The 24,838-nt window shown below is 57.0% G+C and carries 17 protein-coding genes; 2 read left to right on the forward strand and 15 right to left on the reverse strand.

The annotated features are described in order from the left end of the window. Positions 1 to 70: 70 nt before the first annotated feature. Together W02_RS12245 and W02_RS12250 are read right to left on the reverse strand one after the other, a co-directional pair. Positions 71 to 5,860 carry a filamentous hemagglutinin N-terminal domain-containing protein gene (locus W02_RS12245; protein ID WP_173048083.1) on the reverse strand — a complete coding sequence of 1,930 codons (5,790 nt, stop codon included), beginning with the start codon at positions 5,858 to 5,860 and terminating at the stop codon, positions 71 to 73. Between the two features lie 16 nt (positions 5,861 to 5,876). Then, a complete protein-coding gene (locus tag W02_RS12250) occupies positions 5,877 to 7,490 on the reverse strand; it encodes a ShlB/FhaC/HecB family hemolysin secretion/activation protein (protein ID WP_173048085.1) in 1,614 nt (537 codons plus the stop codon). A gap of 376 nt (positions 7,491 to 7,866) precedes the next feature. Here W02_RS12250 and pyrE point away from each other — a divergent pair, with 376 nt between their 5' ends. Beyond that, a complete protein-coding gene (gene pyrE, locus W02_RS12255; protein ID WP_173048087.1) occupies positions 7,867 to 8,445 on the forward strand; it encodes an orotate phosphoribosyltransferase in 579 nt (192 codons plus the stop codon). Positions 8,446 to 8,466: 21 nt separating this feature from the next. Here the strand turns inward: pyrE and W02_RS12260 are convergent, their stop codons facing one another. Then, positions 8,467 to 8,784, reverse strand: coding sequence for a hypothetical protein (locus W02_RS12260; protein ID WP_173048089.1), 318 nt, complete (start codon positions 8,782 to 8,784; stop codon positions 8,467 to 8,469). 71 nt (positions 8,785 to 8,855) lie between these two features. Here W02_RS12260 and W02_RS12265 point away from each other — a divergent pair, with 71 nt between their 5' ends. Beyond that, entirely contained in the window at positions 8,856 to 9,281 is a 426-nt protein-coding gene (locus tag W02_RS12265; protein WP_173048091.1) for a rhodanese-like domain-containing protein, read from the forward strand. Between the two features lie 11 nt (positions 9,282 to 9,292). Here the strand turns inward: W02_RS12265 and W02_RS12270 are convergent, their stop codons facing one another. The 12 genes from W02_RS12270 to W02_RS12325 all read right to left on the reverse strand — a co-directional run bounded on the left by W02_RS12270 (position 9,293) and on the right by W02_RS12325 (position 24,837). Then, entirely contained in the window at positions 9,293 to 10,177 is an 885-nt protein-coding gene (locus tag W02_RS12270; RefSeq protein ID WP_173048093.1) for a phosphodiester glycosidase family protein, read from the reverse strand. Positions 10,178 to 10,268: 91 nt separating this feature from the next. Continuing rightward, the gene (locus W02_RS12275) at positions 10,269 to 11,885 is read right to left on the reverse strand and encodes a hybrid sensor histidine kinase/response regulator (RefSeq protein ID WP_173048095.1); all 1,617 of its coding nucleotides are present in this window, start codon (positions 11,883 to 11,885) and stop codon (positions 10,269 to 10,271) included. 17 nt (positions 11,886 to 11,902) lie between these two features. After that, a complete protein-coding gene (locus W02_RS12280) occupies positions 11,903 to 12,358 on the reverse strand; it encodes a response regulator (protein WP_173048097.1) in 456 nt (151 codons plus the stop codon). After that, on the reverse strand, positions 12,355 to 13,776 hold the full coding sequence (locus tag W02_RS12285; protein ID WP_173048099.1) for an ATP-binding protein: 1,422 nt from the start codon (positions 13,774 to 13,776) through the stop codon (positions 12,355 to 12,357). Before W02_RS12285 ends, W02_RS12280 begins: the two co-directional genes overlap by 4 nt. Before the next feature lie 207 nt (positions 13,777 to 13,983). Further along, positions 13,984 to 15,480 carry an NADH-quinone oxidoreductase subunit N gene (locus W02_RS12290; RefSeq protein WP_173048101.1) on the reverse strand — a complete coding sequence of 499 codons (1,497 nt, stop codon included), beginning with the start codon at positions 15,478 to 15,480 and terminating at the stop codon, positions 13,984 to 13,986. Beyond that, a complete protein-coding gene (locus W02_RS12295; protein ID WP_173048103.1) occupies positions 15,477 to 17,174 on the reverse strand; it encodes a NuoM family protein in 1,698 nt (565 codons plus the stop codon). Before W02_RS12295 ends, W02_RS12290 begins: the two co-directional genes overlap by 4 nt. A 5-nt stretch (positions 17,175 to 17,179) precedes the next feature. Next, the gene (locus tag W02_RS12300; RefSeq protein ID WP_173048105.1) at positions 17,180 to 18,739 is read right to left on the reverse strand and encodes a NuoM family protein; all 1,560 of its coding nucleotides are present in this window, start codon (positions 18,737 to 18,739) and stop codon (positions 17,180 to 17,182) included. A gap of 8 nt (positions 18,740 to 18,747) precedes the next feature. Then, the gene (gene nuoL / locus W02_RS12305; protein WP_173048107.1) at positions 18,748 to 20,712 is read right to left on the reverse strand and encodes an NADH-quinone oxidoreductase subunit L; all 1,965 of its coding nucleotides are present in this window, start codon (positions 20,710 to 20,712) and stop codon (positions 18,748 to 18,750) included. 1 nt (position 20,713) lies between these two features. Beyond that, complete coding sequence (gene nuoK / locus W02_RS12310) at positions 20,714 to 21,016, reverse strand: NADH-quinone oxidoreductase subunit NuoK (protein ID WP_173048109.1); 303 nt, start codon at positions 21,014 to 21,016, stop codon at positions 20,714 to 20,716. 4 nt (positions 21,017 to 21,020) lie between these two features. Then, the gene (locus W02_RS12315) at positions 21,021 to 21,542 is read right to left on the reverse strand and encodes an NADH-quinone oxidoreductase subunit J (protein ID WP_173048111.1); all 522 of its coding nucleotides are present in this window, start codon (positions 21,540 to 21,542) and stop codon (positions 21,021 to 21,023) included. A 9-nt stretch (positions 21,543 to 21,551) separates the two neighbouring features. Next, positions 21,552 to 22,139 (reverse strand): NADH-quinone oxidoreductase subunit NuoI, encoded by a 588-nt coding sequence (gene nuoI, locus W02_RS12320; protein WP_173048113.1) that lies wholly within the window; start codon positions 22,137 to 22,139, stop codon positions 21,552 to 21,554. Positions 22,140 to 22,149: 10 nt separating this feature from the next. Continuing rightward, complete coding sequence (locus W02_RS12325; protein WP_173048115.1) at positions 22,150 to 24,837, reverse strand: molybdopterin-dependent oxidoreductase; 2,688 nt, start codon at positions 24,835 to 24,837, stop codon at positions 22,150 to 22,152. Position 24,838 lies beyond the last annotated feature (1 nt).

Genomic DNA, 24,838 nt, shown 5'->3' on the forward strand with positions numbered 1-24,838 from the left:
CTACCGGGTGTGGGTCCCGCCTTACATGCCGCAGTGGGATCCACCATGAACCGCTATGAGCTTGGCGGCATCACCGTGCGGTTGCGTCAGCATCTTTGTCTTCAGCCGGTGCTGTCAAGAGAGTCGAACCCGTTCTGCAGGCGTTGATGGGGAAACATGGAGGAATTTCTCTCGCCACGCTCGGTTCATCGGATCCGATGTCGATGGGCGTTTCCGCGACGATAGTTTCCGGTAGATAGGTGGAGATCACGGCGATCATGTTCGGGCCTGTGGGCTCATAGAGATAGGAAGGAATGACCGAATCGCGATTAAAGGATGGTACGAACCCCATGAAGCCGGCAGTCGGACTGGTTGCAGGAACGTAACAACCATTGAAGCACACGAGTCCAGGCGGCGCGTTCAAGAGACTCAGCGAATTCCCGGGGCTCACCCTGCCCGTCACAAATGCCGAGATTCCAGACACGGCGGTTGCCGCGCGTATGCTGAGCATGCCGGCATTCACGTTGACCTGTAAGGGGGATATCTGTGTGCCCACCACTCCATTGAATGCTTGAAGGGTCGAATTCCCTCCGGCTGAGACATTGACTCCGGATCCCGGAGCGCTCATGACCGAGCCATTGTTGGCGGCGACATTCACCGCTCCCCCTGTAGTGAGAGACCCTAACGTCACATCAGTTCCAGCGGAATAGATGATCGCCCCCGCTCCAGTCGTGGACATTGCCGTGGCCAGCATAGCGATTGGCCCCCCCGATGTCGATACGGTCACAGTGTTCGGCCCGTCTGTCGCGAGGTTGGCAAGTTGAGTCACCGAATTCGTGGCGTTCAAATTCAAGATTCCCCCGCTTGAGGTCAATGCCCCACCGATTGTCAAGTCGCTGGCGCTCACGGATATGTTTCCGTTCACGGTCGACGCGCTGAGCGTCAAGGCGTTCGCATCGGTGAGGGAGACATTGTTTCCGCTGGCAATGCCGACGGTGCTGAAATTGTTGGCCGCATTATTCAGGGTGATGTTGTTGGCCGGGCCAGCTGCGAGGACGGTAGCCCCGGCGACCGTCATCATACCGGTTTGCGTGATCGGCCCGGTGGCGGTGATTCCGAGCGTACCGGCAGAGGTGGCCCCCGCATTGGCGCTCACGCTCCCGATGGTGACGGGGCCGGTCTCGGCCCAGGTGATGTTGCCCCCGGTGAAATTGACGGTCTCAAAACTGTTACCAGTGTTGGGCAGGGTGATGTTGCCACGGGTGCCGGTAGTGCCGCCGAGGTCCGTAACCGTCAGGTTCTGACCGACATTCAATGTCACTGGCGCACTCTGGGTCAGGTGATAGGTATTCGTTATGGTGCCGGTGAAGGCGGAGGTTGCAGTGGTCACGGAGACAGGGCCGCTGAAATGATTTCCCGCGTTGTTGAGCATAATGGCAGAGGGGAGCAGCGCCGGACCCGTGAAGGTGGCAGTGGTCCCGGTCGTGGTAACGGTAATGGGCCCGGTGCCTGGTAACGGCAGCGCATTGAGATTCGTATCGGTGCCCAACACAAAGCTCGCCCCCGCGCTGCCGACGGACGATTGCGTCCCACCGATCCGAGTTGTGCCCAGGAGGTTCACATTGCCGGCCGGAGTCAGCGTGGCATCTCCTGCGACGGTAAGAGTTTGACCGGCCGGTAGTGTCAGATCACCGGCGGTGGTGGCCGCTGTCAGATTGCCGCCCACCGTCGAAGTGTTGAACGCGAGAGCATTACCGTTCGTCAGTGTCACCGACCCCATTGCGCCCGCCGCCGTGGTGTCAAAGCTTGCCGCGCCTGCGACGGTTAGGGCGCCCGATTGGCTGATCAAGCTTCCCGCCGTAACGTTCAGCGATCCTGAAATCGTCGAAGTAGCTAGGTTCAGTGCATTGGCATCGGTCAGGACGACGTTGTTCGCACTGGTGATGCCGACGGTGCTGAAATTGTTGGCCGCATTATTCAGGGTGATGTTGTTGGCCGCGCCGGCCGTCAAGGTCGTGGCTCCCGTGATCGTGAGCGCACCGCTTTGGGTGAGAGCGCCATTGGTGGTCACGCCCAAGGTGCCACTGATGGTGGAGGTACCAAGATTCAGCGCATTGATGTCATTCAGCATGACGTTATTGCCGGTCAGGATCGAGACGGCGCCAGTGAAGTTGTTCGCATTATCGAGGGTGATGTTGTTGGCCGCGCCAGCCGTCAGGGTCGTGGTACCGGGGACCACGAGATTGCCAGAGTCGGTGATTGTGCCGCCGGCCGTGACAGACAAGTTGCCCCCTGCCTTCAGGACGGTGGGGGGCAAGGCGATCGACGCGTTATTGAATGTCAGCGTTAGATTACGCAGATTGGTGAGACCAGCTAAGGCCGGGACGGTCGCGCCGGCATTCACGTTACGGAGCGAGACGTCGCGGAAATTGGCTTGTGTACCGGCAAAAGCCAATGCCCCGCCGAAGTTATTCACCTGGGTGCCCAGGAACACGTCGCTATTGGTTGCGGTCGCGGTGAACGTGGTGGCGCCGGTGACGGAGAGGGCGCCCGACTGGGTCAGGGCGCCGCCGGTGGTCACCGTAAGGGGCCCGGCAATCGTCGAGGGGCCCAGCGCCAGCGCATTGATATCGTTGAGCGTGACGGCAGCGGCACTCGGGACCGACACGGCGCCGGTAAAGTTGTTCGCATTATCGAGCGTGATGGGATTGGCGCCGGCCGTCAAGGTTGTGGTGCCCGGAATGACGAGGGCGCCGCTGTCGGTAATGGCCCCTCCAGCGGTCACGGTGAGAGTGCCTCCTGCTGCCAGTGTCAGGGCTGGGAGAGCCACGGCGGCATTATCGTGGGTCAGGGTGAGATTGCGGAGATTCGTGAGGCCGGCCAGGACCGGAACGGTCGCGGCCGCGTTCACGTTGCGCAGCTGCACGTCGCGGAAGTTCGTCAACGTGCCGGCAAAGCCGAGCGGGCCGCTGAAGGTATTGGCCTGCGTCCCCAGCAGCACATCCGTATTGGCGACCGTGGCGGTGAACGTGGTGGCGCCGGTGACGGAGAGGGCGCCCGATTGGGTCAGGGCGCCGCCGGTCGTCACGCCGAGGGTGCCGCCGACGGTAGACGGCCCGAGGATGAGCGCGTTGGTGTCGCGCAGGGCGACGTTGTTGCCGCTCGTCACGGTGACGGTGCTGAAGTTATTGGCGGCGGTGCCCAGATTGATATCGTTGGCCGATCCGGCGGCCAGGGTGGTGGCGCCGGTGACCGTGACGACACCGGTTTGCGTCAAGGCCCCGTTGGTGGTCACGCCGAGGGTGCCACTGACAGTGGAAGCGGCAAGAGCCAAGGCCGTGGCATCGGTGAGGGCGACGTTGTTGCCGCTGGTGATGGCGACGGTGCTGAAGGCGTTTCCGGCGTCTGTGAGGGTAATGTTATTGGCCGCGCCGGCGGCCAGGGTGGTGGTCCCTGTCACCGCCAGGGCTCCCGATTGGGTCAGAGGGCCGGCGGTCGTCACCGCCAAGGTCCCACTGATCGTCGAGGGGCCCAAGATCAAGGCGTTCGCATCCCGCAGGGCGACGTTAAACGCCCGACTGACGCCGATCGCACCGATGAAGTCGTTACCGGCAGTATTCAGTGTGATGCCTGCGGCCGGGTCGCCGGTCGCCAAATCAATGGTGCCCGAGGCTCCCGTATCCACCGTTAGGACCGCTCCTTGGGTAATCGCACCTCCGGTGATGTTTCCTCCTGCTCCGGTTTGTCCGCGTGTGGTGATAAGGGTGGTTCCACCGCCGCCAGTCGAGATGGATCCTCTCAAAGCCGCTGTGCCAGTTCCTCCCGCGGGACTGTTTACGACGAGTTGAACGGCGTTCCCCCCGGAGTTTGTCGTGGCAATGGAACTCCCTGCGTTCATCGTAAGTCCTTGAGCTCCTGCCCCATCCGTATTTGCGTTGATCGAAATGGTCCCAGAACCAGCATTGACGATTCCGGAAAGACTGACGCCATTGGGAGAGGTGATCGCGATGTTGCCGGTCGTGGTCGTGAGATTCCGCACTGTCGTGATGGCTCCTGGATTGAATGGCGCTGTACTGGAAGATCCTACCGACAGCGCAATATCGCCGCTGCCTGCGCTGAGGCTACCCGCCGCTCCGAAGGTAATCCCGCCGGCGCCTGCTGTCCGATTGGCGCTGATGGCATTGGAATCGTTGGCCGACAGCGAGATATTTCCATTGTTGGTTGTGACCGCCGCATTCACGTTGATGTTACGTCCAGCCTGCATGCTGATTCCAACGCCATTGTTGGTCATCGAAATGGGATTGGACACTGTCACGTCGGCGTTTGCCTGCAAGGTCACATTTGCGGCGGCCGCATTGATCGTCGCTGAGTCAATCGTCTGGTTGGCGGCCGGTGTATCGCCGAATTGGTCCACCTGCGCCAACGTGGCGGCACCTCCCGTCGCTACGGTTATGCTGAGCGGATCGAGCAAGAGAGACCCGGTCATCCCGTTGGGCGCCAGCGCGTTCACGTGCCCATTGAATCCAAGCCGCTCATGCCCCGACACTTCTACCTGGCCTCCATTTCCGCTTTGGTCTCCTCCCCTGGCAAGAATATTTCCGTTGAACCGGGTGTCGCGGTCAGACCACACCACTACGTTTCCAGCACTCGAATGACCGGCCCCTGATGCATCGACCACGCTGTCAGTTGTGGCCACGGTATTCTTTGTCGATGCGATGAGGATTCGTCCACCCTGAGAACCATCCGTTCCTCGCGCAAGGATGTTCCCAGACAAGCGTACAGTCTCTCCGGTAATTGTCACCTGGCCCTGAGACGCTCCGGGCTGTGCCGCTGACACGTCGATTTCGCCCGTATGGAGTACTATCCCATCCGCGTGCTTCACTTGCCCCAGGTTGGTTTTCCAGCCGATGCGACCGGTATTGGTGACGGGATCCGATCCCTCCAGTCGTACGATTCCTCCCTCGCCGGCCAAACTTCTGGCTCGGATGACCCCACTTTGATTGACGACGGAGGAAAACACCTCTCCTGAGGCTTTGGCCGACAGGATGACTTGACCGCCGCCGGCTATGATTGTCCCGCTGTTTCCCACGGCAGAGGCGAGTGGCGCGCCGTCCATACCCGTGAGGCGACTAAGGACTTTTCCGTCTATCGCGTAATTGATGAGACCGTCTCCCATCATATCCATTGTGAACTGCCTACCCGACCCCAGAACGACCTGTCCGAGATTGGCGACGATCAAACCTTCGTTGGAAACGCCAGGAGCCACGAGAAACACAAAGCCATGATCCGATATCTGGATCGCCCCCCGATTAACGACCGTTCCCAGCGTTTTCAAGGGATCTTGCGCAAATAAATAGTGACCGGCCATGAAGTCGCTGTCGCGGATCTGCAATGTTGTGGCAAGCAATCCCCCGACGTTGATCTGAGACCCTGCTCCAAAGAGAACCCCATTGGGGTTCAAGAGAACGAGTCGCCCATTTGCCTGTAGTCGGCCGAGAATAATTGAAGGGTCGGTTCCAAGTACGCGATTCAGAGCGACCGAGCTTGCGGAAGGCTGAACAAATTGAACGGATTCCCCTTGCCCGATCGAAAAGCTTTTCCAGTTCAGGATGGCCTTGTCGGTGGTCTGTTGAATGGTGAGGGCTTTGCCGGTACTCAATTGTATCGTCGCCCGACCTCCAACCACCGTACCGTCGGCTGGAAGCGCAGCGGCCAGAGTCGGCATGAGGATCTGAACAGATGCCAGGAGGCAACGGAGAGCTCGCGACAGGCTGGCTCTGCCGTGAAAGCCGGCCGCCAGTCTATGCAAGCGATCTTGTTGCGTCAGAATGCGCGCGTGTGTCTTGTTGAGATGGCTTTGCGGATAAAGATGATCACGCACGCGTTGTTCCCTCGGACTAGAATCTAGCGATCGCCTGTAAGTAGATGATCGGCGAACGACCGCCGGCAACCGTACCTCCAATGGGTGTGGGTCCAAGCGGGAATCCCGCCTCGGCTCGAAGCCTTGAAGAAAGATACGGTAACTCTGTCTGAAGTCCCATTCCGGTGCCGGTCAGATTATTGGAAGGTCGTTCGCCGGGTTGAGGGTTATGTACGCGTCCGTCGCCATGGTCGATAAAGACCGTGGCCTGAGTCGATCCCAACAGCGAAGGGAAAAAGGGCACGCGCACTTCGGCAGAAACGGAGTATCCCTCATCGACGAACCGTTCGCCGAGTTGGTAACCGCGAACGGAATCCGGACCGCCGAGCAGCATTTGTTCAATCACCACGACGGGCCCTGTCGTCGCCTGTCCAGTGGCTCTGACGATCATGAGGGCACCGTGACCGAGGCTCTGTATGCGCCCCGCGTTCAAGGTCGCCTTGGTAAATCTGTTATCCGCGCCTTTGCGCGTACTAAGGCTCGAATTGTCATCCATCCCCCCGAGGAGCTCTCCAAGACCCTGATAGCCATACAGCGAAACGTAACTTCTGCCGGAAAGGTCCAGGCGATCGTAGTTGACGCCGGCTTTCAGCATGCGCACGGCGTCGTCTCCGGTCAACGTTCCCAACGCGAACAGTTTATTGTCTTTCGAGGCGAACCCCGCTTCGGCCAAGAGCGACTGAAAGCGCGACTTCGCAAATGGGTGAGTCATGGCAATATCGTATGTGGTGATCGTTCCTCGGAACTGAAGGGCCGCCAATTCTGCGCCGACATCAAAGCGTCCGCCCGACCCCGACGCGACGAGCTTTGTCCCATGAGCCCCGATCGGGACGGCATAGGCTCCGGTGACAAACTGCAACTGGTCCGGATGATCTCCGATGATGCCGTTGAGATTCATGGTCGCACCATCAAACAAGACATTTCCGGCTTCGACGCCCAGGCCAAAACGATTTCGCGAGATGGTGTTGAACCCGTAATTGTTATAATCCACCGTGACATGAAGCGGTCGCTTGTCCTCGGCCTGAAGACGGATGTTCGTCGACCCCGTGGAGGGACCCGGCTCCAGGACGGCGGAGACTTTCAAATCGGGATACTCGTTCAGCAACAACAATCCCCGTTCAAGAGCGGCGTTTTTTACGACGTTGTCCTCCATGGCTTGTGCGAAATTGCGTCGGATGAAGTCGGTTGAATAGTGCCGGTTGCCTGTGACGGAGATATTCCCCACCCTGCCTTCCAGGACCGCGACCGTCACCATACCGAACTGAATGTTCTGCTGTGGAATATAGGCCGTGGCGAGGGTATATCCCTTTTGCCGATAATGTTCTGTGACTGCATCGGCCACGCCTTCAAGTTCCGCCAGAGTCAGTGATCGGCCTGTATACGGTTTGGTCACTGCTTCGAGTTCAGATTCGGATACGGCGGTATTGCCGGCGAATGAGAATCCTTTGACAAGCAAGCTGCTAACGGGTGCCGGTTCAGCCAATCCGGCACCTCCCCACAGGCAGAGCACGATTCCGATGACGTCGACCCGTATCCATGAAAAACCGCGCGGGCCGCACCAAAATCCATACGCGATTGGTGACGGCTTCACTTTGTCGTCAAGCTATGCCAAGATGGCACCCTTTCTGATGCCATGTGGGGAATGGTTGAAAGCCTTTTCGCTACCCCTCTGTCTTATGTTGATCGTCCAGGCCTGCGCGATACATTCAGATCGCGCATCACACCACGGTGAAACGTCCGCAACCGATGAAGCACAACCGCCTCCTGAGGTAGAGAAGATAGATCCGCCTCGCCCACCGTCCACGATCTGTCCGCCTGCCATGAAAGGATCCTGTTAGATCACAGTTGTACTAGGGTCATTTGACCGTACAGCGAAGGACGAATATGGTCAATGAAATGTCCGATTTTTCACGTATGATCCGGTTTGGATCGATTACTGCTTATCAGGCTTCCGCGGTGACTCTGCTATGAGTGCCCGGCAGGAATTAATTCGAGCATTCCAGCATACGCGGTCGTTCAAATGGGATCCTGGAAAGGGGTTCATTCTCGCCTCGGGGGAAGTCAGTCCATTTTATGTCGACTGTCGATCGCTTATGGCCCATCCCGACGCGAGGAATCTCGTGGGAGCCCTTGCGCATGAGGTACTAGGCGACATCGCGTTCGATTGTCTCGGAGGTTTGGAACTCGGGGCGATTTCCATTGCGACCAGCATCTCTGATTATGTTTTTCGAGCCACGCCCCGCCGTGCATGGCGCACGTTTGTGGTACGCAAGCAGGTTAAGGGTCACGGAATGGGCAAGCTCATCGAGGGAGCGATCAATCCCGGTGATCGGGCACTGATCGTCGATGACGTCTTGACCAGCGGAGGGTCACTGCTGAAATCGGTTGCGGCTGCAAGGCAAGCCGAACTTCACGTCACTCACGCACTCGTCATTGTGGACCGAAAGGAACAGAATGGGCGATCTCGCGTTGAGCAGGAAGGGCTTACCGTGGTGAGCCTGCTGACAATTGATGATTTGCTCGCGGGTGCGCGTCAATCCGCTTGAGATCGGTGTGACGGCGTGACATCACTGAGAGGGCTTGCATCGGAATTCAATCCCCCACCGGCGCTCCGAGAGCATTTCCTGCGATCCCTGAACCGCGGTTGAAACTCTCGTCCGTCCTTTTGTTTCGCCCTCACGGGTAATCGTATATTGGCCGCCGCACTTCTCTCGCATCAGATCGATGGCGTCTTTTCGAAAGGAAGACAACATGGATCCTTGCGGCGCCTTGAATGGATAGACCACCACGCCTCCATCGCCCGTATCCTGGACGAGTTTGGCCCCTTCGGCGCACCCGATCAACAAACACGTGACGGCCAAACTGAGCCTTGACCCGATCTTCATGCGGCTCCTATCATAAACATCACGGGCCGTTCCTGTCGATTGGCGCGACGAGTATGAAAGGGAGGTATCAAATGAGCAGCCGGATGGTTGGAATAATCGGCGGTCTGGTGATGTCGATGCTCGTGGCCGGTAACGGCGTCTCGGCTCACCATTCGTATCTCTTGTCCGTCCAGCAGTTGCGGGCGGGCATCGCGAAGGCGCCTTCAAAGAGCGGAAAGGGATTCATCCTCGTCGATGTGCGCTCTGCGGAAGAGCATGCCGAAGGTTTTATTCCCGGCACCGACTTCAACATTGATTTCCGAGAGATCAAAGCCCGACACAAAGAGCTTGGAGCGAGCTTGACCGATCATATCGTCGTCTACTGTCGGTCCGGGCATCGGAGTAACATTGCCGCGGAGGCGTTAGCCGACTTAGGGTATACTCACGTGTACAATGTGAGCGGCAGCATGAATGCGTGGATGGAGGCGGGCTATCCGGTTGATTCGGGCGGACGTTAGCCATGCGGCGGCTACGGCCCCCCTCCTTGACGATGCGCATGGCGGGGTGTGATCCCGATCACGGCGGGCAATCCGATATGCCCGGCACGCTGGTCATCGAGGAACGGCATCCAGTGTTCTCCGCCCGCAGTCGTCTTTCCAATGCGATGCAGTGGGGCCGCCAGCGCCACATCCGATGAGGAACCTCCATCCATCGCCATTGCCCGACGAATCGTGAACATGCCTTCTCGTAGACACTGTCCAATCTCATACAAGGCGGCGGGTTGCGTCGTTTTGAGCAGCATGATTTTGCCGTTACGTTGTTCGGCCACAATGGTTTGCTGAGCCTGCTTTCCTGTCCGTTTGACACGAACCGTTCCGCCCTCGTCAAGAAGCATCAATGATTGAGCGGCTTCCCGATACGGAACCCGGCGCTCATCGAACGAATCTACCGTAAGGTCAAAAATACGAGCCCGTGCGGCGTCCGGATTGGTCGGTTCAGCCGTGAACAAGCCCATCCAGGTGGTGTGCGGCTTTCCGCCGAGTGAACGGCCGTTTGCGTAGAGCAAACCGAGATAGGAAAAATTCTCGCGAAACAGTCCCGCGTTGAAGACAAGATCGTGGCCTGTGCGCGCTTGCCATTCGTGAATGTCCGGCGGAACGTCCAAGCGTTCGTTCTGATATTGATGGACGGAGAAACGATATCGATCGGGATCGATCTCTATGGCGACCATCGGAGGGACGGCGGGACAACTCTCCGGAGTCCACAAACTGACGGCCAGTCCATCGGCTATGCGGTCCCAGACAATGGGACCGGCCCATCCGACAGAGCCGGAACAGGCGACCGAGATCCAGGCACAAAAAAAGAGAGAACGGAGATGAGACCCAGGTTGGCCTAAAGACAAATCCCGCAGCATGGCTCCAACGGTGCCGAGTATAAAGATCCTCTCAACGTGGGTCAAACAATCCGAATAGATGACTCATATCCTCTCGGCCGGCATCAGACCTTCAATGCGGTAAAACCGAGGGTGTGGAGGCCAGGGCTTTGGCAGGACGTGCTGCCGTATCGAGAAGATGGCGGACCGTGTGTGCCAAGGTTTCAGGAGTAAACGGCTTTTGGAGAAATTCGATAGCTCCTTCTTCATGCCCGGCCAGAATTCCAATGTCGTCCGTGTATCCGGACATGAATAGAATGCGCAGATCGGGCTTGATGATGGAAAGATGTTGAGCCAGTTCTCGCCCCCCCATCCCCGGCATGACCATGTCACTGAGGAGGAGATGCAACGCGCCGACCTGTTGGCTGGCCAGCAAACAGGCTTCGACGCCGTTCTTCGCTTCGATGACCTTATACCCGAGCTTTCGCAGTTCATCCCGGATCAGGGTCCTCACACTGCCATCATCCTCAGCCAGGAGAATGGTCTCCGTCCCGCGTTGTGCGCCGGCTTGTCGTTGGTGGCACATCCCGGTCTCCACTTCGCTGTCCACGCGCGGCAGGTAAATGTCGAACCGCGTTCCATGGCCGATCCGGCTGGCGAGGTCGATGCCTCCCCCGCACTGTGTGACAATACCGAAGACGGTTGAGAGCCCGAGCCCGCTTCCCTTGCCTTCGTCCTTTGTGGTGAAGAACGGTTCGAAGATGTGCGACTGTGTCTGACGGTCCATGCCTGATCCGGTATCGATCACCGATAGTTTCACGTATGGTCCAGGCGGCAGCGGTTGCACATGATGCACTGGGCTCCGCATCAGTTCGATCGACGACGTCTCGATTCTCAGACTGCCTCCGTCCGGCATCGCATCCCTGGCGTTGACAACGAGATTCATGATGACCTGTTCCAGCTGGGCCTGATCGGCTCGTACACGGCTTTCGTCCGGACCGGGGGCAATGACCATCCGGATATCCGCGCCGATGACCCGCCTCAGCATGCCCTCGATGTTCGACACGACGGCATTCAGAGCCAAGACTTTGGGCTCCAACGGCTGTTTGCGGCTGAATGCCAATAGTTGCTTGATTAAAGTGGCAGCCCGTTCTCCGGCTTTTTGAGATTCTTCAAGTTTGTCGTGCAGGGGATGATCCTGACCCAGCTCGGCTGAGAAGACGTGGTTGTATCCCATGATGACGGTGAGCAGATTGTTGAAATCATGGGCGATGCCGCCCGCAAGCCGCCCGACCGCTTCCATTTTTTGGGCCTGACGGAACTGTTTCTCACTCTGCCGCAGCGCTTCTTCGGCTCGTCTGCGTTCTGTACGCTCATCGCGTTCACGCAATGCGCGCTGCACGGAGGGCACGAGCCGGCCCAGACGCTGCTTGAAGACATAATCGGTCGCACCTTGGTGCATGGCATCAATCGCCAATTCTTCTCCGATCTGGCCGGACACGAATAAGAAGGGGACGTCGGGAGCGTGCTGGCGGGCGAGTGCGAGCGCGCTGATCCCGTCGAACCCGGGCAGCGAATAATCGGCGAGGATCAAGTCGAGAGTACCCTCCTTCAGGGCCGAAAAGAATTCGGCCCGGGTGTCGACTCGTTGCGTGATGCAGAAGAGGCCCGCTTCGATCAGCGTGGCACGGATGAGATCGGCGTCGAGAGGGTTATCCTCGAGATGCAGCAGGCGGAGGGGCTGATTCACGGTTCCCTTCCCCGAGACTATGAGGCGGCTTCCATCGCCGCTGGGGGCGGTTCATTGATGACACCCCAAAAGACGCCGAGTTCCTTGACGGCATTGATGAATTGGTGAAATTCCACCGGCTTGACAACATAGGCATTGGCTCCGAGCGCATAGCTCCGAGCCAGATCTTGTTCTTCCCGAGAGGAGGTGAGCATGACGACGGGAATCGGCTTCAGATCCGGGTCGCCCTTGATGATTCTGAGGACCTCCAATCCGTCAACCTTCGGCATTTTGAGATCGAGGAAGACTACTGCGGGATTACCGTGAGGGCGGGCTCTGAATGATCCGCGGCAATAGAGATAATCCAGCGCTTCTGCTCCGTCGTGACAGACGACCACTTTGTCGGCAATATGATGCTCTTCCATGGCTGCCAGCGCCAGTTCCGCGTCGCGGGGATTGTCTTCAGCCAGAAGAATCGGTTTCATCATGGTCATTGAGTATTCCTGTTCAACGGAAGTGAAAAGCGGAATGTCGCTCCTTGATCGATCGCACCTTCGGCCCAGGTCTTACCTCCGTGCCGGTGGACGATGCGTCTCACGTTCGCGAGCCCGATACCGGTCCCTTCGAACTCGTCATTTCGATGCAGGCGTTGAAAGACACCGAACAATTTATTGACATACTGCATATCGAAACCGACCCCGTTGTCCTTGACGAACAATTCGATTTCTCCGGGCGCCGCGGCAGCGACAGCCCCGATCTCAATCTTGGGAGTCTCTCTGGTCGCGGTAAATTTGACGGCATTGGATAGAAGGTTCGCATACACCTGGCGCAACATGGCCGGATCGCCGGGCACATCCGGCAACGAGCCGATTGTCCAGGAGATCGTCTTGGCTTGCAAGTCAAGTCGTAAATCGTGAATGACCGATTTCACCAGCTGGTTGAGATTCACCGTCGTCCGCAGCATCTCCTGTCGTCCCATGCGTGAAAAGACGAGCAGATCGTCGATGAGTTGCCCCATTTGCTTGGCGGAATCTGAAATGGTCTGAAGATAGCGCTGGGCTTTTTCGTTTAAGGAAGGACCGGCCGCCTTCGAGAGCAGGGAGGCATATCCATCGATATGTCGCAGCGGAGCGCGCAGATCATGTGAAACGGAATAGCTGAATGCTTCCAGCTCTTTGTTGGCGGCCTGCAGTTGCTCCCCACGGCGTTGCAGTTCGGCCGCAACCCGACGCCGGGCCGTGATGTCGTGATGAATGAGATAGTACACGGCTGCGAGCAAGACAAGGAGTAACAATGCGCCCAGGCCGAGCAGCGCGATGGTGTTGCGTGTATTGACTGTGGACTGAAGAATACGGGTTCTCATGGATTGTTGTTCGGCCGTGTCCAACTCCGCCACCACCCGATGAATCTCCACGAGTTCGACTTTGGCCGCACCCGACAGCGCCAGATGGCGAACGCCTTCCGCTCCGCCGGCGGCGCGCTGGCGGATAGCCTGCTCCTCGGAGTCGATTTGCTTCCCGATCAACTGTTCGAGAGTGGAAATGCGGGTTTGTTGCTCTGCCGAACCGGCCGTGAGGAATTCTAAATAACGGAAATATTCTGGAGCTTGGTCTTTCACCGTGCGGTGGGCCTTCAGGTAGGACTCGTCGCCCGTGACCAGAAAGCGGCGATGACCGTTCTCTGCGGCATCGAGAGTTTCAGAGATGGAGGTCAGGAGCCGGATCAATTCATGACTCGCGGTGTCCATCCGGCTGTTTTGCAACACCTCCGCGGTATTGCGGTACGAAATGGCGGTGATCACCATGATTCCCGCGAAGACCAGTCCGAATCCGGCAAGAATACGCTGCTCGATCGACCACCCCGAAAACCAACTGGCCGTGGCGGGAGTTTCGGCGCCGGAGTCGGCGACCATACCGGAATCCGTGGTGCCATGAACAGGTGAAGTCGAAGCCGAATGTTGTTGCGAGGCGGATTCCATAGGTGTTGAAAGGACGCCGGAGAAGACGACAATGGCTGCAAGAAACTGTACTCTGGCCGGCTGGACCCTGCAAGGAATATTTCAGTCCGGGTTGCGCCGCCGACTCAGTGGATATTTATTATGGGTGCGAAGAAGCGGCGATTAGAACGGAAGAGTGCCCGGGTTGGATGGCAATGAGGCGGCGGGTCCGGTCAAATTCGAGAACATCATGGTCGCGGCGACGACCCAGTCGATAACCGGTTGGGGATAGATTCCAACAATGAGTGTTCCTGCCAAGCCGACATAGACGACGGCTTTCATAGAACCCGACACCGTCAGCGGGGACGAGTCGTACGGCTCACTGATGTACATTTTCTTTACGACAATCAGATAGTAATACATGGAAATGACAATATTGATCAGACCGACGGTGATCAATGTGTATAGGCCTTCTTTGATCGCTGCGACGAAGATGTAGAGCTTTCCAATGAAACCTGCCAGAGGCGGCACACCAGCCAAGGACAATAAGAAAATCAGCATGGAAAACGCCAAGAACGGTGAACGGCGGCCCAAGCCGCTGTAATCGTCGATCTCTTCGCTGCCGATGGCCTGCCCGACCGCGATAACGATGGCGAAGGCCCCGAGATTGGCAAATAGGTAGGTCAGCAGATAGAAGAGGATGGCATCGTTGCCCATCTTCGTTCCGGCGGCCAGACCGATCAGCACGTTGCCGACCTGAGCAATTCCTGAATAGGCGAGAAGGCGCTTGATGTTGCGTTGCGCAATCGCCACGATATTGCCGTAGGTCATTGAAAGAATCGAAGCTGCAACCAGGAGGAGTACCCAGGTCGGCTTGAATGTGGCCAGCGCCACGAAGAACATGCGAAGCAAGATCGCGAACGCGGCTCCCTTGGGAGCGATCGACAGGAACGCCGTGACCGGGGTGGGGGAACCATGATAGGTGTCCGGAATCCAAGAGTGAAACGGAACGGCTCCGATCTTGAAACCCAGTGCGCCAAAGATGAGCAGAAAGCCGATGATCAAGCCTGGTGTGGCCTGGACGGACTTCATATCTGAAAAAACGAGCTTCCCGGTTTCTCCGTAAACCAGGCTGATGCCATAGGCCAATAATCCCGCCGCGAACACGCCTAATATGAAGAACTTCAGTCCAGCCTCGTTGGAGGCCACATCGTCTCGAAGATACGAAACCAGTACATAGAAACCGAACGTGGAAAATTCCAGCGTGACAAAGAGCGAAAGGAGATCGTTGGCAGAGGCCATGAACATCATGCCCAGCGCGGACATCACGACCAGGAAGTAATATTCCCCGCGGAAAAACGCGAAGCGATGCACAAACTCGACGGATGCCAAGATCACCAGCATCGTGGCCGCAACGATGAAAATCTTGAAGAAAATCGCCATACGATCGACGACGAACATATTCGCGAACAACGATCCGGAAATGCCGGAAATATCGAACCAGGCCAGGCACCCCAGGACAGCCAGCAGTCCCGCGACACTGAGGTAGGCCAATTGTTCTTTGGCCAGCCGAGGGAACGAAAAGTCGACGATAAGGATGACACAGAGCCAACAAGTCAGGAGGATCTCCGGCAGCAGCAGGAGAAGATCCGCGGATGTCATGGTCAAAGAAAATGTCATCGTACGATCCGTGATGAGTCCATAGGCTTTCGTGTGGCGAGCAGTCCGCTCTCTTCAGGTAATACGGAAGAAGCCGATGAAGGGGCGACTTCGTTCATCGCATGCGGTCGCGTCACAGGGACAACCTGGGTCACACGGGCAACCAGAGGATCGACCCCCGATCTCACCACGTTATAGAGATGCATGGGTAGAAGGCCAAAGCCGATGCTGACCGAGATCATGATGAAGAGGGGTAATCGGTCAACGGTCGCCACAGCATCGTGTGAATGACTATATTTCTGATCCATGGGACCATAGAACAGGCCGCGCATCATTTTAAAGAGATAGGCCAGTGTCAGGACGATACCGACGACAGCCACGATGACCTGGAGGGGATATTTGTTCCAGCTGCCGACAATGATCATGACTTCCGCGATGAAATTGACGGTCCCGGGCATGCCGATGGAGGCCATGCAGCCAATGACAAAGCAGCCGGCAATAAACGGCATCCGGTTTGATAAACCGCCGAGGGACGGAATGTCGCGCGTGTGCGTCTGGTCATACACCCAACCGGCCATGGCGAACAGCATACCCGTGGCCATGGCATGGGCGAACATGTAAATGACCGCCCCGCTGAGGCTGATGTAATCCAGCGCGGCCATGCCGAGGAACACGTATCCCATGTGGCTGGAACTCGAATAGCCAATGACGTACTTCGTATCTTTGGCATAAAACGCCACAAAGCCGCCGTAGATAATGCTGAACATACACAGGATGGCCGCCATCGGCATCAGTTCGCGCGTCGTCTCCGGCAATATTTCAAATGCCACACGGATGATCGAGAAGTGCCCGAGCTTCATCAGAACCCCCGCATGCAACATGCTGGTGGCGGCGGGAGCGGCGGCATGGCCGACCGGCGACCATGAATGGAGGGGCCAGAGTGGCGCGATCGACGCAAAGCCGAAAAAAATCAGGATCCAAATGATCTTATCCAGCGTGGTCCCCAGCACCGGAATGTTCATGAGTTTGGCCTGCTCACGGAGCACGAGAATGTCGAAGGTGTTGAGACCGGCATACTTGTAGATTAGCAGGATCCCCATGAGCGCCGCGACCGCGAATGCCGAAAGGAACAGCACCAGCTTCATCGCCGCGTATTCTTTGCTATTGGAGCCAAAGTTAAAAATAAAACCGACGGAGTCGCGGAGTTGGAGACCGTCCGGGTCCGTCATCTCGAGGTACTTTTTCGTGTGGCTACCCCACATGCCGAGGAGGAGATACATCGGAATAACGGACATTTCATAGAAAAAATAGAGGAAAAACAGATCCAGCGACATGAACACGCCGATGGTGGCGGCCGCAAGAATCAGGAGCCAGATGTAAAACTCTTTGGTTCTATCCTTGATGTGCCACGAAACGAAGATGCCGGCGAACAGCAGAATGGCCGAAGCAAGGACCAGCGGGGTGCCGATGCCGTCGACTCCAAGATGGAGCGAGATTCCAAGCTGTCTCGACCATTCATATTTCTGGACAAACTGAAATCCGCCCTTGACCGGATCGTAGGTGTAAAAGAGATACAATGAGGCCAAGAGGGAAATGAAGGCGGATCCCGCCGCAATGCCGCGTACCAGCATCGCCTGCCGGTTAGACACGAAGATCAGCGCCAAGGCGCCGGCGAAGGGAGCGAACAGGATATAGAGCAGCGTGTATTCACTCATACGTATCAATCAAGTCGCTTTGAGGCGACGGCGTTCTCCGATACCATCGCACCATGGTGCACGCGGTCGACCAGTGCCTGCACCGACCCGTTCATCATGCGAAGGAATGGGGATGGATACAGGCCGATCCATAGAATCATGGCTGAGAGCGAGACGGCGATGATGACTTCGCGAAGGTGCAAATCTTCGATAGAGGCCTTGACTGTTCTCCCCACCGGTCCGAGAACGGCCCGCTCGTAATACCAGAGAAAATATGCCGCTCCGGTAATGACGCCGGTCACCGCAATGAGACCGTAGAGCCAATAAGCTTTGAACGTCCCCAACAGGATCAAGAATTCTCCGACGAAGCCGTTCGTGCCCGGTAATCCGATCGAAGCCAACCCGATCAGCAAGAAGAATGTGGCCAAGAGCGGCGTGTGCTTGGCGATGCCCCCGAACGCACTGAGATGCGTGGTCTGTTGTCTGGTGTAAAGAAACCCGGCGATGAAAAACAGCCCGGCGGTGCTGAAACCAAGATTAATCATGGTCAAGAGGCTTCCCTGAAGACCCTGAAAGTTCAGGGCAAACAGACCAACGACGATGAACCCCAAATGGCTGATGCTGCTGAAGGCGAGCAGACGCCTGAAATCCGGTTGGATCAATGCCATGAGGGCACCGTAGACGATGGCGGCCAGTCCGAGCGCCATGAGCACCGTCACGACCATTTCGTTTTTGGATGCATCGGGAAGTAAGGGGATGCTGAAGCGCATGAAGCCGAATGTCCCGAGCTTCAGACCAGCCAGCGCAACGGCCATACCGATCGGACCTTCCATAAGGGCGTTGGCGAGCCAGGTATGGAAAGGGAAGACCGGAGCCTTGAAGGCGAAACCCATGAACATGAACCAGAAGATCAACAGTTGCTGGTTCAAAGGGATGGGAACGGCCAAGAGCTCCAACAGATCAAACGAGTAAAGGGTGTCGCTATGATGGAGCGTGGCCCAGTTGTGGTAATTGATGTCCAACAAGGCTATGCCCACCAGCATGAACACGCTTCCCAGCAGTGTGTACAGCACATATTTGAGCGCCGCGTAATGCCGCTCAGCCCCTCCGCCCCAGAGCTTGATCAGGAAATAACTGGGAATGAGCATCAACTCCCAGAAGACAAAAAAGAGAATAAGATCCAGCGAGACAAAGACACCCATGGTGGTCGTTTCCAGCGCCAGAAGCGACATCATGTACAGCTTCATCTGGTGCCGGACCGTGTCCCACGAATAGATGACGATGAGGACGGTCAGAAAAGCCGTCAGCCCGACGAAGAGCACGCTGATGCCGTCTACTGCCAGGTGATAACTGATCCCCAATGCAGGTATCCAGCGCACGCGCTCGACAAATTGCATCGCCGCGGAATCAGGGATGAATCGGACCAGTACGAAAATCGACAGCGCCAGCTCAACCAATGCGATCGTCAGAGCAGAGGTGCGGACCAGGTCTTCGTCATCGAACAGCCAGAGCACCGCAGCTCCGATGAGGGGGAAAAAGAGAATGCAGGACAGGATCGGAAAGGTCGAGGAGAGTTCTACAAGCATGATGAGCTTCAGCCTTGTACAATCAACTGGATCACGACTGCGAGCAGAAACAGCCCTGCGACGATGATGGCGGCATAATGATGGACCATGCCGCTTTGCAACTGCCGCCATTGTTTGGCGACAAGATGGTTCCCGTAACCGATCACGTTAAGGCCGCCATAGATCACATACTTTTCGATCCATGTCGACCCGGCGGCTCCCAGCTCAGCCATGTGCCCCACGGCGCGGACGATGCCGTCGATGACGACTCGATCCAACCAATCAAGAGCCAGACCCAATTTCTTGGTAGGTTCGACGAAGAGGAAATCGTAGAGCTCATCCACATAGTATTTGTGAAGGAGTGTGGTGTAGACCCCTCGCATCGAGGCCGCCCACCGTTCAGGGGCGCCTGGATTGATGCTGTACAGATAGTGGGCGAGCCCTAATCCAAGGAAGGCAATTCCCGTTGCGATCATCATCAGCGTCAAGACCAGACCGGTACTCGCTTGGTGCTCGCCAGCCATTCCGGCCACCGGCGCAAGAAAATGATGGAGCCATCCGTGTTCGGGAGGGAATCCCAGAAACCCGCCAGCGAGTGACAAAACTCCCAAACCCATCAACGGGCCGATCATGACCGTAGGAGATTCATGGACGTGCGCCTCGGTATGGTGGTCCATTCGGGATTGTCCGTAGAACGTCAGATACGTCAGTCGAAACATGTAGAACGCTGTCAGCAGAGCACCCACGGCGGCCATGCCGTACAACACATAGTGATGATGCGTGAAGGCATGGGCCATGATCTCGTCTTTGCTCCAAAAGCCAGCGAACGGTGGTATGCCGGCAATGGCGATCGTGCCGATGAGAAACAGCCGGTATGTCCATGGTATTTTCTGGCTCAGCCCGCCCATTTTCCGGATATCCTGTTCCCCTGAAAGTGCATGGATGACCGAACCCGCCGACAGAAAGAGGAGCGCTTTGAAGAACGCATGCGTCATCAGGTGGAAGACGGCCGCCGTGTAGGCCCCGATCCCGCAGCCGAGAAACATGTACCCCAGCTGACTGACGGTCGAATAGGCGAGGACCCTCTTGATATCGTTTTGCACCAGGCCGATCGTCGCGGCGAAAAGTGCCGTACTGCCACCGATAACTCCGACAACGGTCATCGCCGTCGGGGACAAGTCAAAGATGGCATGATTCCGGACGATCATGTAGACACCCGCTGTCACCATTGTCGCAGCATGAATGAGGGCGCTGACCGGGGTTGGTCCCTCCATGGCGTCAGGCAGCCACGTATAGAGCGGAATTTGGGCCGACTTGCCGACGGCGCCGATCAGGAGGCACAACGCGATGGCGGTTGCCATTTCCGGCGGTAGTTGTCCCACCTGAGGGAATACCTTCGTGTAGTCCAGAGTCTTGAAATTGATGAATACAAGGAAGATGGCCAGAAGAAATCCTGCGTCGCCGATGCGGTTGACGACGAATGCCTTTGAGGCGGCCTTGGCCGCCGATACTTTGTCGTAGTAGTAGCCGATTAAAAGATAAGAGCAGAGGCCCACGCCCTCCCACCCGATGAACAGCACGACATAGTTATTCCCCATGACCAACAACAGCATGGAGACCATGAACAGATTCATATAGGTGAAGAAGCGTGTGAAGCCTTCTTCTCCGTGCATATACCCCACCGAATACACATGAATAAGAAGGCCGACCCCGGTGATCACGAGCAGCATCACGCAGGTGAGAGGGTCGACCAGAAATGCGAGATTGATGGTCAGGTCGCCTCCGAAGATCCACTGGTAGGCGACGACTTCATGGGAGATTCCAGTCTTCAGCACGTCCACGAAGACCCCGAGCGTGCAGAGGAACGAGAGCCCCACCGAACCCCATGCCAGGCGATGCGCCAAGTCATGGGAATAACGGCTTCCCAGCAGACCGTTCAGAATGACGGCCAGTAAAGGGAATACAGGAATCAATTTGATCAACAGGTCTGTCATGTCACCACTTGAGCAGATTCATTTCATCGACGTTCGTCGAAATCTTGCCGCGGAAGACGACGATAATGATGGCCAGTCCCACAGCGGCTTCACCGGCGGCAATTGCAATGATGAAAAGGGCGACCAATTGACCGGCCATGGATTCCAGATAATAGGAAAAGGCGACGAGGTTGATGTTGGCCGCGTTCAACATGATTTCCACTGACATGAGTACGATGATGAAGTTGCGCCGGATCAGCACCCCGAGGAGGCCGGTCATGAACAGCACGGCGCTCACCGCGACGTATGCAGAAAGAGGAACCATGATGTCAGTTCTTATTCGTCTCGATGGGTTTGGGGGTCTTGGCCAGCACGATGGCTCCGATGATCGCGCCCAGGAGAAAGATTCCGACGATCTCGAATTGCAGGAGATAGTCGCTGAACATCTTCATGCCCACGGCATACGTCGCTCCGTCCTGGAGGACCGTGGTGGTCGGAGCGTCACCCTTGGCGCCTCCGAATGGGGAACGGAACAACAGGGCCACCACGTAGAGTGAGCCCAGTACCGCGGGAATCAAAAAGTACTGAAACGAGGAATGAAAGTATCGTTCTTCGGTTTTCAGATTGAGCAACATGAGCACGAAGAGATACAAGACCAGAATGGCCCCTGCGTAGACGACGACCTGCACGGCCCAGAGAAATTCTGCGTTGAGCAGAACGAAAAGACCCGAGACATGAAGGAGGAGCGCCAGGAGAGCCAATCCGCAGTGGACGGGATTTTTTAGCGCGACGGTCAGTACTGCCGCGGCAATGCTCATGAACGCGAAATAGGCAAAGAACAGCGAGATCATCTGTCAGGCTCAGGTCAAATGCTTTGGTGTCGACTGCGTCGGTTTCACCACCGATTGCGGGAAATAGTAGCGGTACTCCCGGCTTTCCTCGACGTTCTTTTCTTGATTGTGGGCATAGAGATATTTTTTCGCGTCGTCGAGATGACGCTCCCCGATATCGTAGAGCCGCTTTTTGTCGAATAGGAGGGTCCGCTTGTCGTGCGTTGAAAATTCGTACATCTTGGTCATGGCCAATGCGTTGACGGGGCAGGCTTCGACACAGTATCCGCAGAACACGCACTTCGTGATGTCGATATAGAACTCACTCGCGTACCGTTGGAGCGGCCGATCGGCGTCCTCTGAGCTGATGACCTTTATGCAACGCGAGGGGCATGCGGCCTCGCAGAGGTCGCAACCGACACACCGTTCACGGCCGTCGTCATATCGCAACAGTCCCAAGGCTCCGCGGTGTGCGTCCGGAATGACCCGTTGTTCGCGTGGATATTGAAAGGTGATCGGTTTGTGAAACATGTGCTTGAACGTGACCTTCATGGCGTCCCAAATCTCATAGAAGAGGGCTGCTTGAAGGATTTTCTTGGTCATGGATCCGACGTTCATCGCTTCTCGCTCACGCTTTCTCAATGGTTACGGCGGTGCGTTTGAATGACGGTACTCCCGTTGTCGCATCAACCTGAACGGACATCAAATCTTTCACCGGCGGTTCATTGAAATGCTCCGGGAAAAAACAGGTGCCGGCCGCGACGGTGTGGTCTTGCTGGACGTTGATCTGCAACGAACCTCGGTCGGAGGTCAATCGCACGGCGTCGCCGTCCCGTAGATTCAGACGTTCCATATCGGAGCCGTTCATTCGGATCCGGCCCGTGTTGGGATCGATCTTGATGAGTCCGGGCGCGAGGGTGGACAACTTGCCGGAATGATACAGCACCTGGCCCATGAGCAGCGTGAACGGCCGTGCGCTGGGGGGTGACGGTGTTACATAGCGTCCTGCAGCGCCTGCGGCATATCCGTTCGCGAGGTATCGATCGGCAGTCGGGATGATCTTCCTCGGCTGTCCGAGATTATAGTACCCAGGAAGCAGTTTCATGATCTCGGCTTGAATGTCGTTGGCGGACTCGTATTCCCATTGGCAGCCCAATCCGTTGGCGATGGCCGTCATGATGTGCCAGTCAGGGAAACTTTCTCCGATGGAATCCATGGCCTGCCTGACCCGCAGGACGCGTCCTTCCAAATTTGTGAAGGTTCCATCCTTTTCAGCATAGGTAGACGCCGGCAACACGATATGGGCGAGCCGGGCGGTTGCCGTGAGAAAGGGATCCTGGACGACCAGAAGATCCAAGCGCTCCAAGGCCGCTTGAACCTCGAGGGAAGCGGGAAGGGTCTCCAGAGGGTTTTCGCCGATCAGATACAACGCGCGGATCTCTCCTCTCCGGCAGCGCTCAAGGATTTCCATCAGCCGGACGCCGCTTCCGGATTTGGGAAGGGTGACATCCCAGGCGGTAGCCAGCCGATTTCTGGTCGCCTCATCGTCGAACGACGCTAAGCCCGGAAGAAATTCTGGAGCGACCCCCATATCGACCGCACCCTGCTCATTGGCTTCTTCGGTGACGGTGCTTACTCCGCAGCCAGGGCGGCCGAGTTTTCCTGTGATCCATGCCAGATCGATCAACTTCAAGACATTGTTGTAACCGTTGATCTGTCGCACGATGCCTTCTGCGCAGAGAATGATGGAACGCGGTGACTCGGCAAAAATCGTGACCGCCTCTTTCAGGTTGTCCACCGTCAATCCGGTGCGCGAGGCGACCTGCTCAAGGGAAACGGAGGCGACAGCGGATTTCAAGGCCGCGAAGGCCCGGGGATGTTTCGTGACCGTTTCTTCATCGACGAGATCGAGTTCGATGGCGGCCTTCACGAGCCCATCAATGATCAAGCTTTCCGTTCCTGGCTTGATCAGGAACGGATGAGAGGACAATTTGCCGAGATTGGTCACGGCGGAGTCGAAAACCATCACCTGAGCCTTATAGACGCGAATCGCTTCTTTGATGCGAACTGCCGTCAAGGGATTGGTTTCAGTCAAGTTCGACCCGATAGCCAGAACAGCTTTGGCCTTGGTGAGATCCTCCCAATCATTCGCCGCACGGCCGATCCCCAGAGCATGTTTCGAGGCATGCACGAAATTCATATGACCATAGCGGGCGCTGCTGTCGAGGTTGTTGGAGCGGAACCCGGCTCGCATGAGTTTCTGGAAAAGATACAACTCTTCGTTCGTGCAACGCGCGGTGATCAGGCCGGCGATGGAGTCGGACCCATGTTTCTTTCTCGTTTCTTCGAAGCGATCAACGACGGTATGCATGGCTTCGAGCCACGGTACGGCCGTAAGGCGGTCACCCTTGCGCACCATCGGTTGCTTCAAACGGGCCGGCGAGTCGATGTATTCAAACCCAAATCGTCCTTTGACGCAGATGCCTCCGTGGCCTTTGGCGGTCTCAGCCCGGTCGCCCCATTTATTTTTCCACGACAGCGGAGAGGTGACGCGAATGACTTCTGTATCCTTGGTTTCCACATGCATCTGACAGCCGTCGCCGCAGTAGTTGCAGGTCGTCGTGGTCTTCTTCATCTGCCAGGGCTTGTACAAATACTTTGAAAATTTATTTGTAATCGCCCCGACCGGGCAGACGGCCAGGCAATCTCCGCAAAATTCGCAGGAGAGCGGCACGTCGCCCTTGGCGACGACCTGATTGAATCCGCCTTTCTTCATGAACTGGAGCGCATCGATCATGAGCACGTCTTTGCAGACGTTGATGCATTCCGCGCAGGCAATGCAGCGGTTCATGTTGAAATCCAGCACGAGACTGCGCGTGTCCTCAGGGATAAATTTCTGTTTGGCGTTGGCCAGATTGGTGACGCCGTGCTGGAACGCCATATCTTGCAATTCACAATGGCCGTCGGCGTCGCAGACTGGGCAGTCCAGCGGATGGACGGAGAGATGCTTCTCCACCGCCTTTTTTCTGGCGAGGAACAGATCGTCCCCTTCCGTCCGGATGATCATGCCGGCCGTCGCTTTAGCCGTGCAGGAGCGGACCGGGGCCTTCTTGCCTTCCTGCGTCACCAGGCACATGCCGCACGACCCGAAAGGATCGAAGGTATAGTGATAGCACATGGCCGGGAGAATCTTGCCGGTGCTTGAGATCACGTCGTAGAGCGACACCCCGTCCTTCGCGGTCACCGTCTTCCCGTCGATGCTCAGCTCGATGGTCGCGGCTTCGACGTCAGGATTCGTGGCTGGCTTCAGTCCCATA

Origin of the sequence: Nitrospira sp. KM1 (assembly GCF_011405515.1) — a bacterium.
Classification (GTDB): Bacteria; Nitrospirota; Nitrospiria; order Nitrospirales; family Nitrospiraceae; genus Nitrospira_C.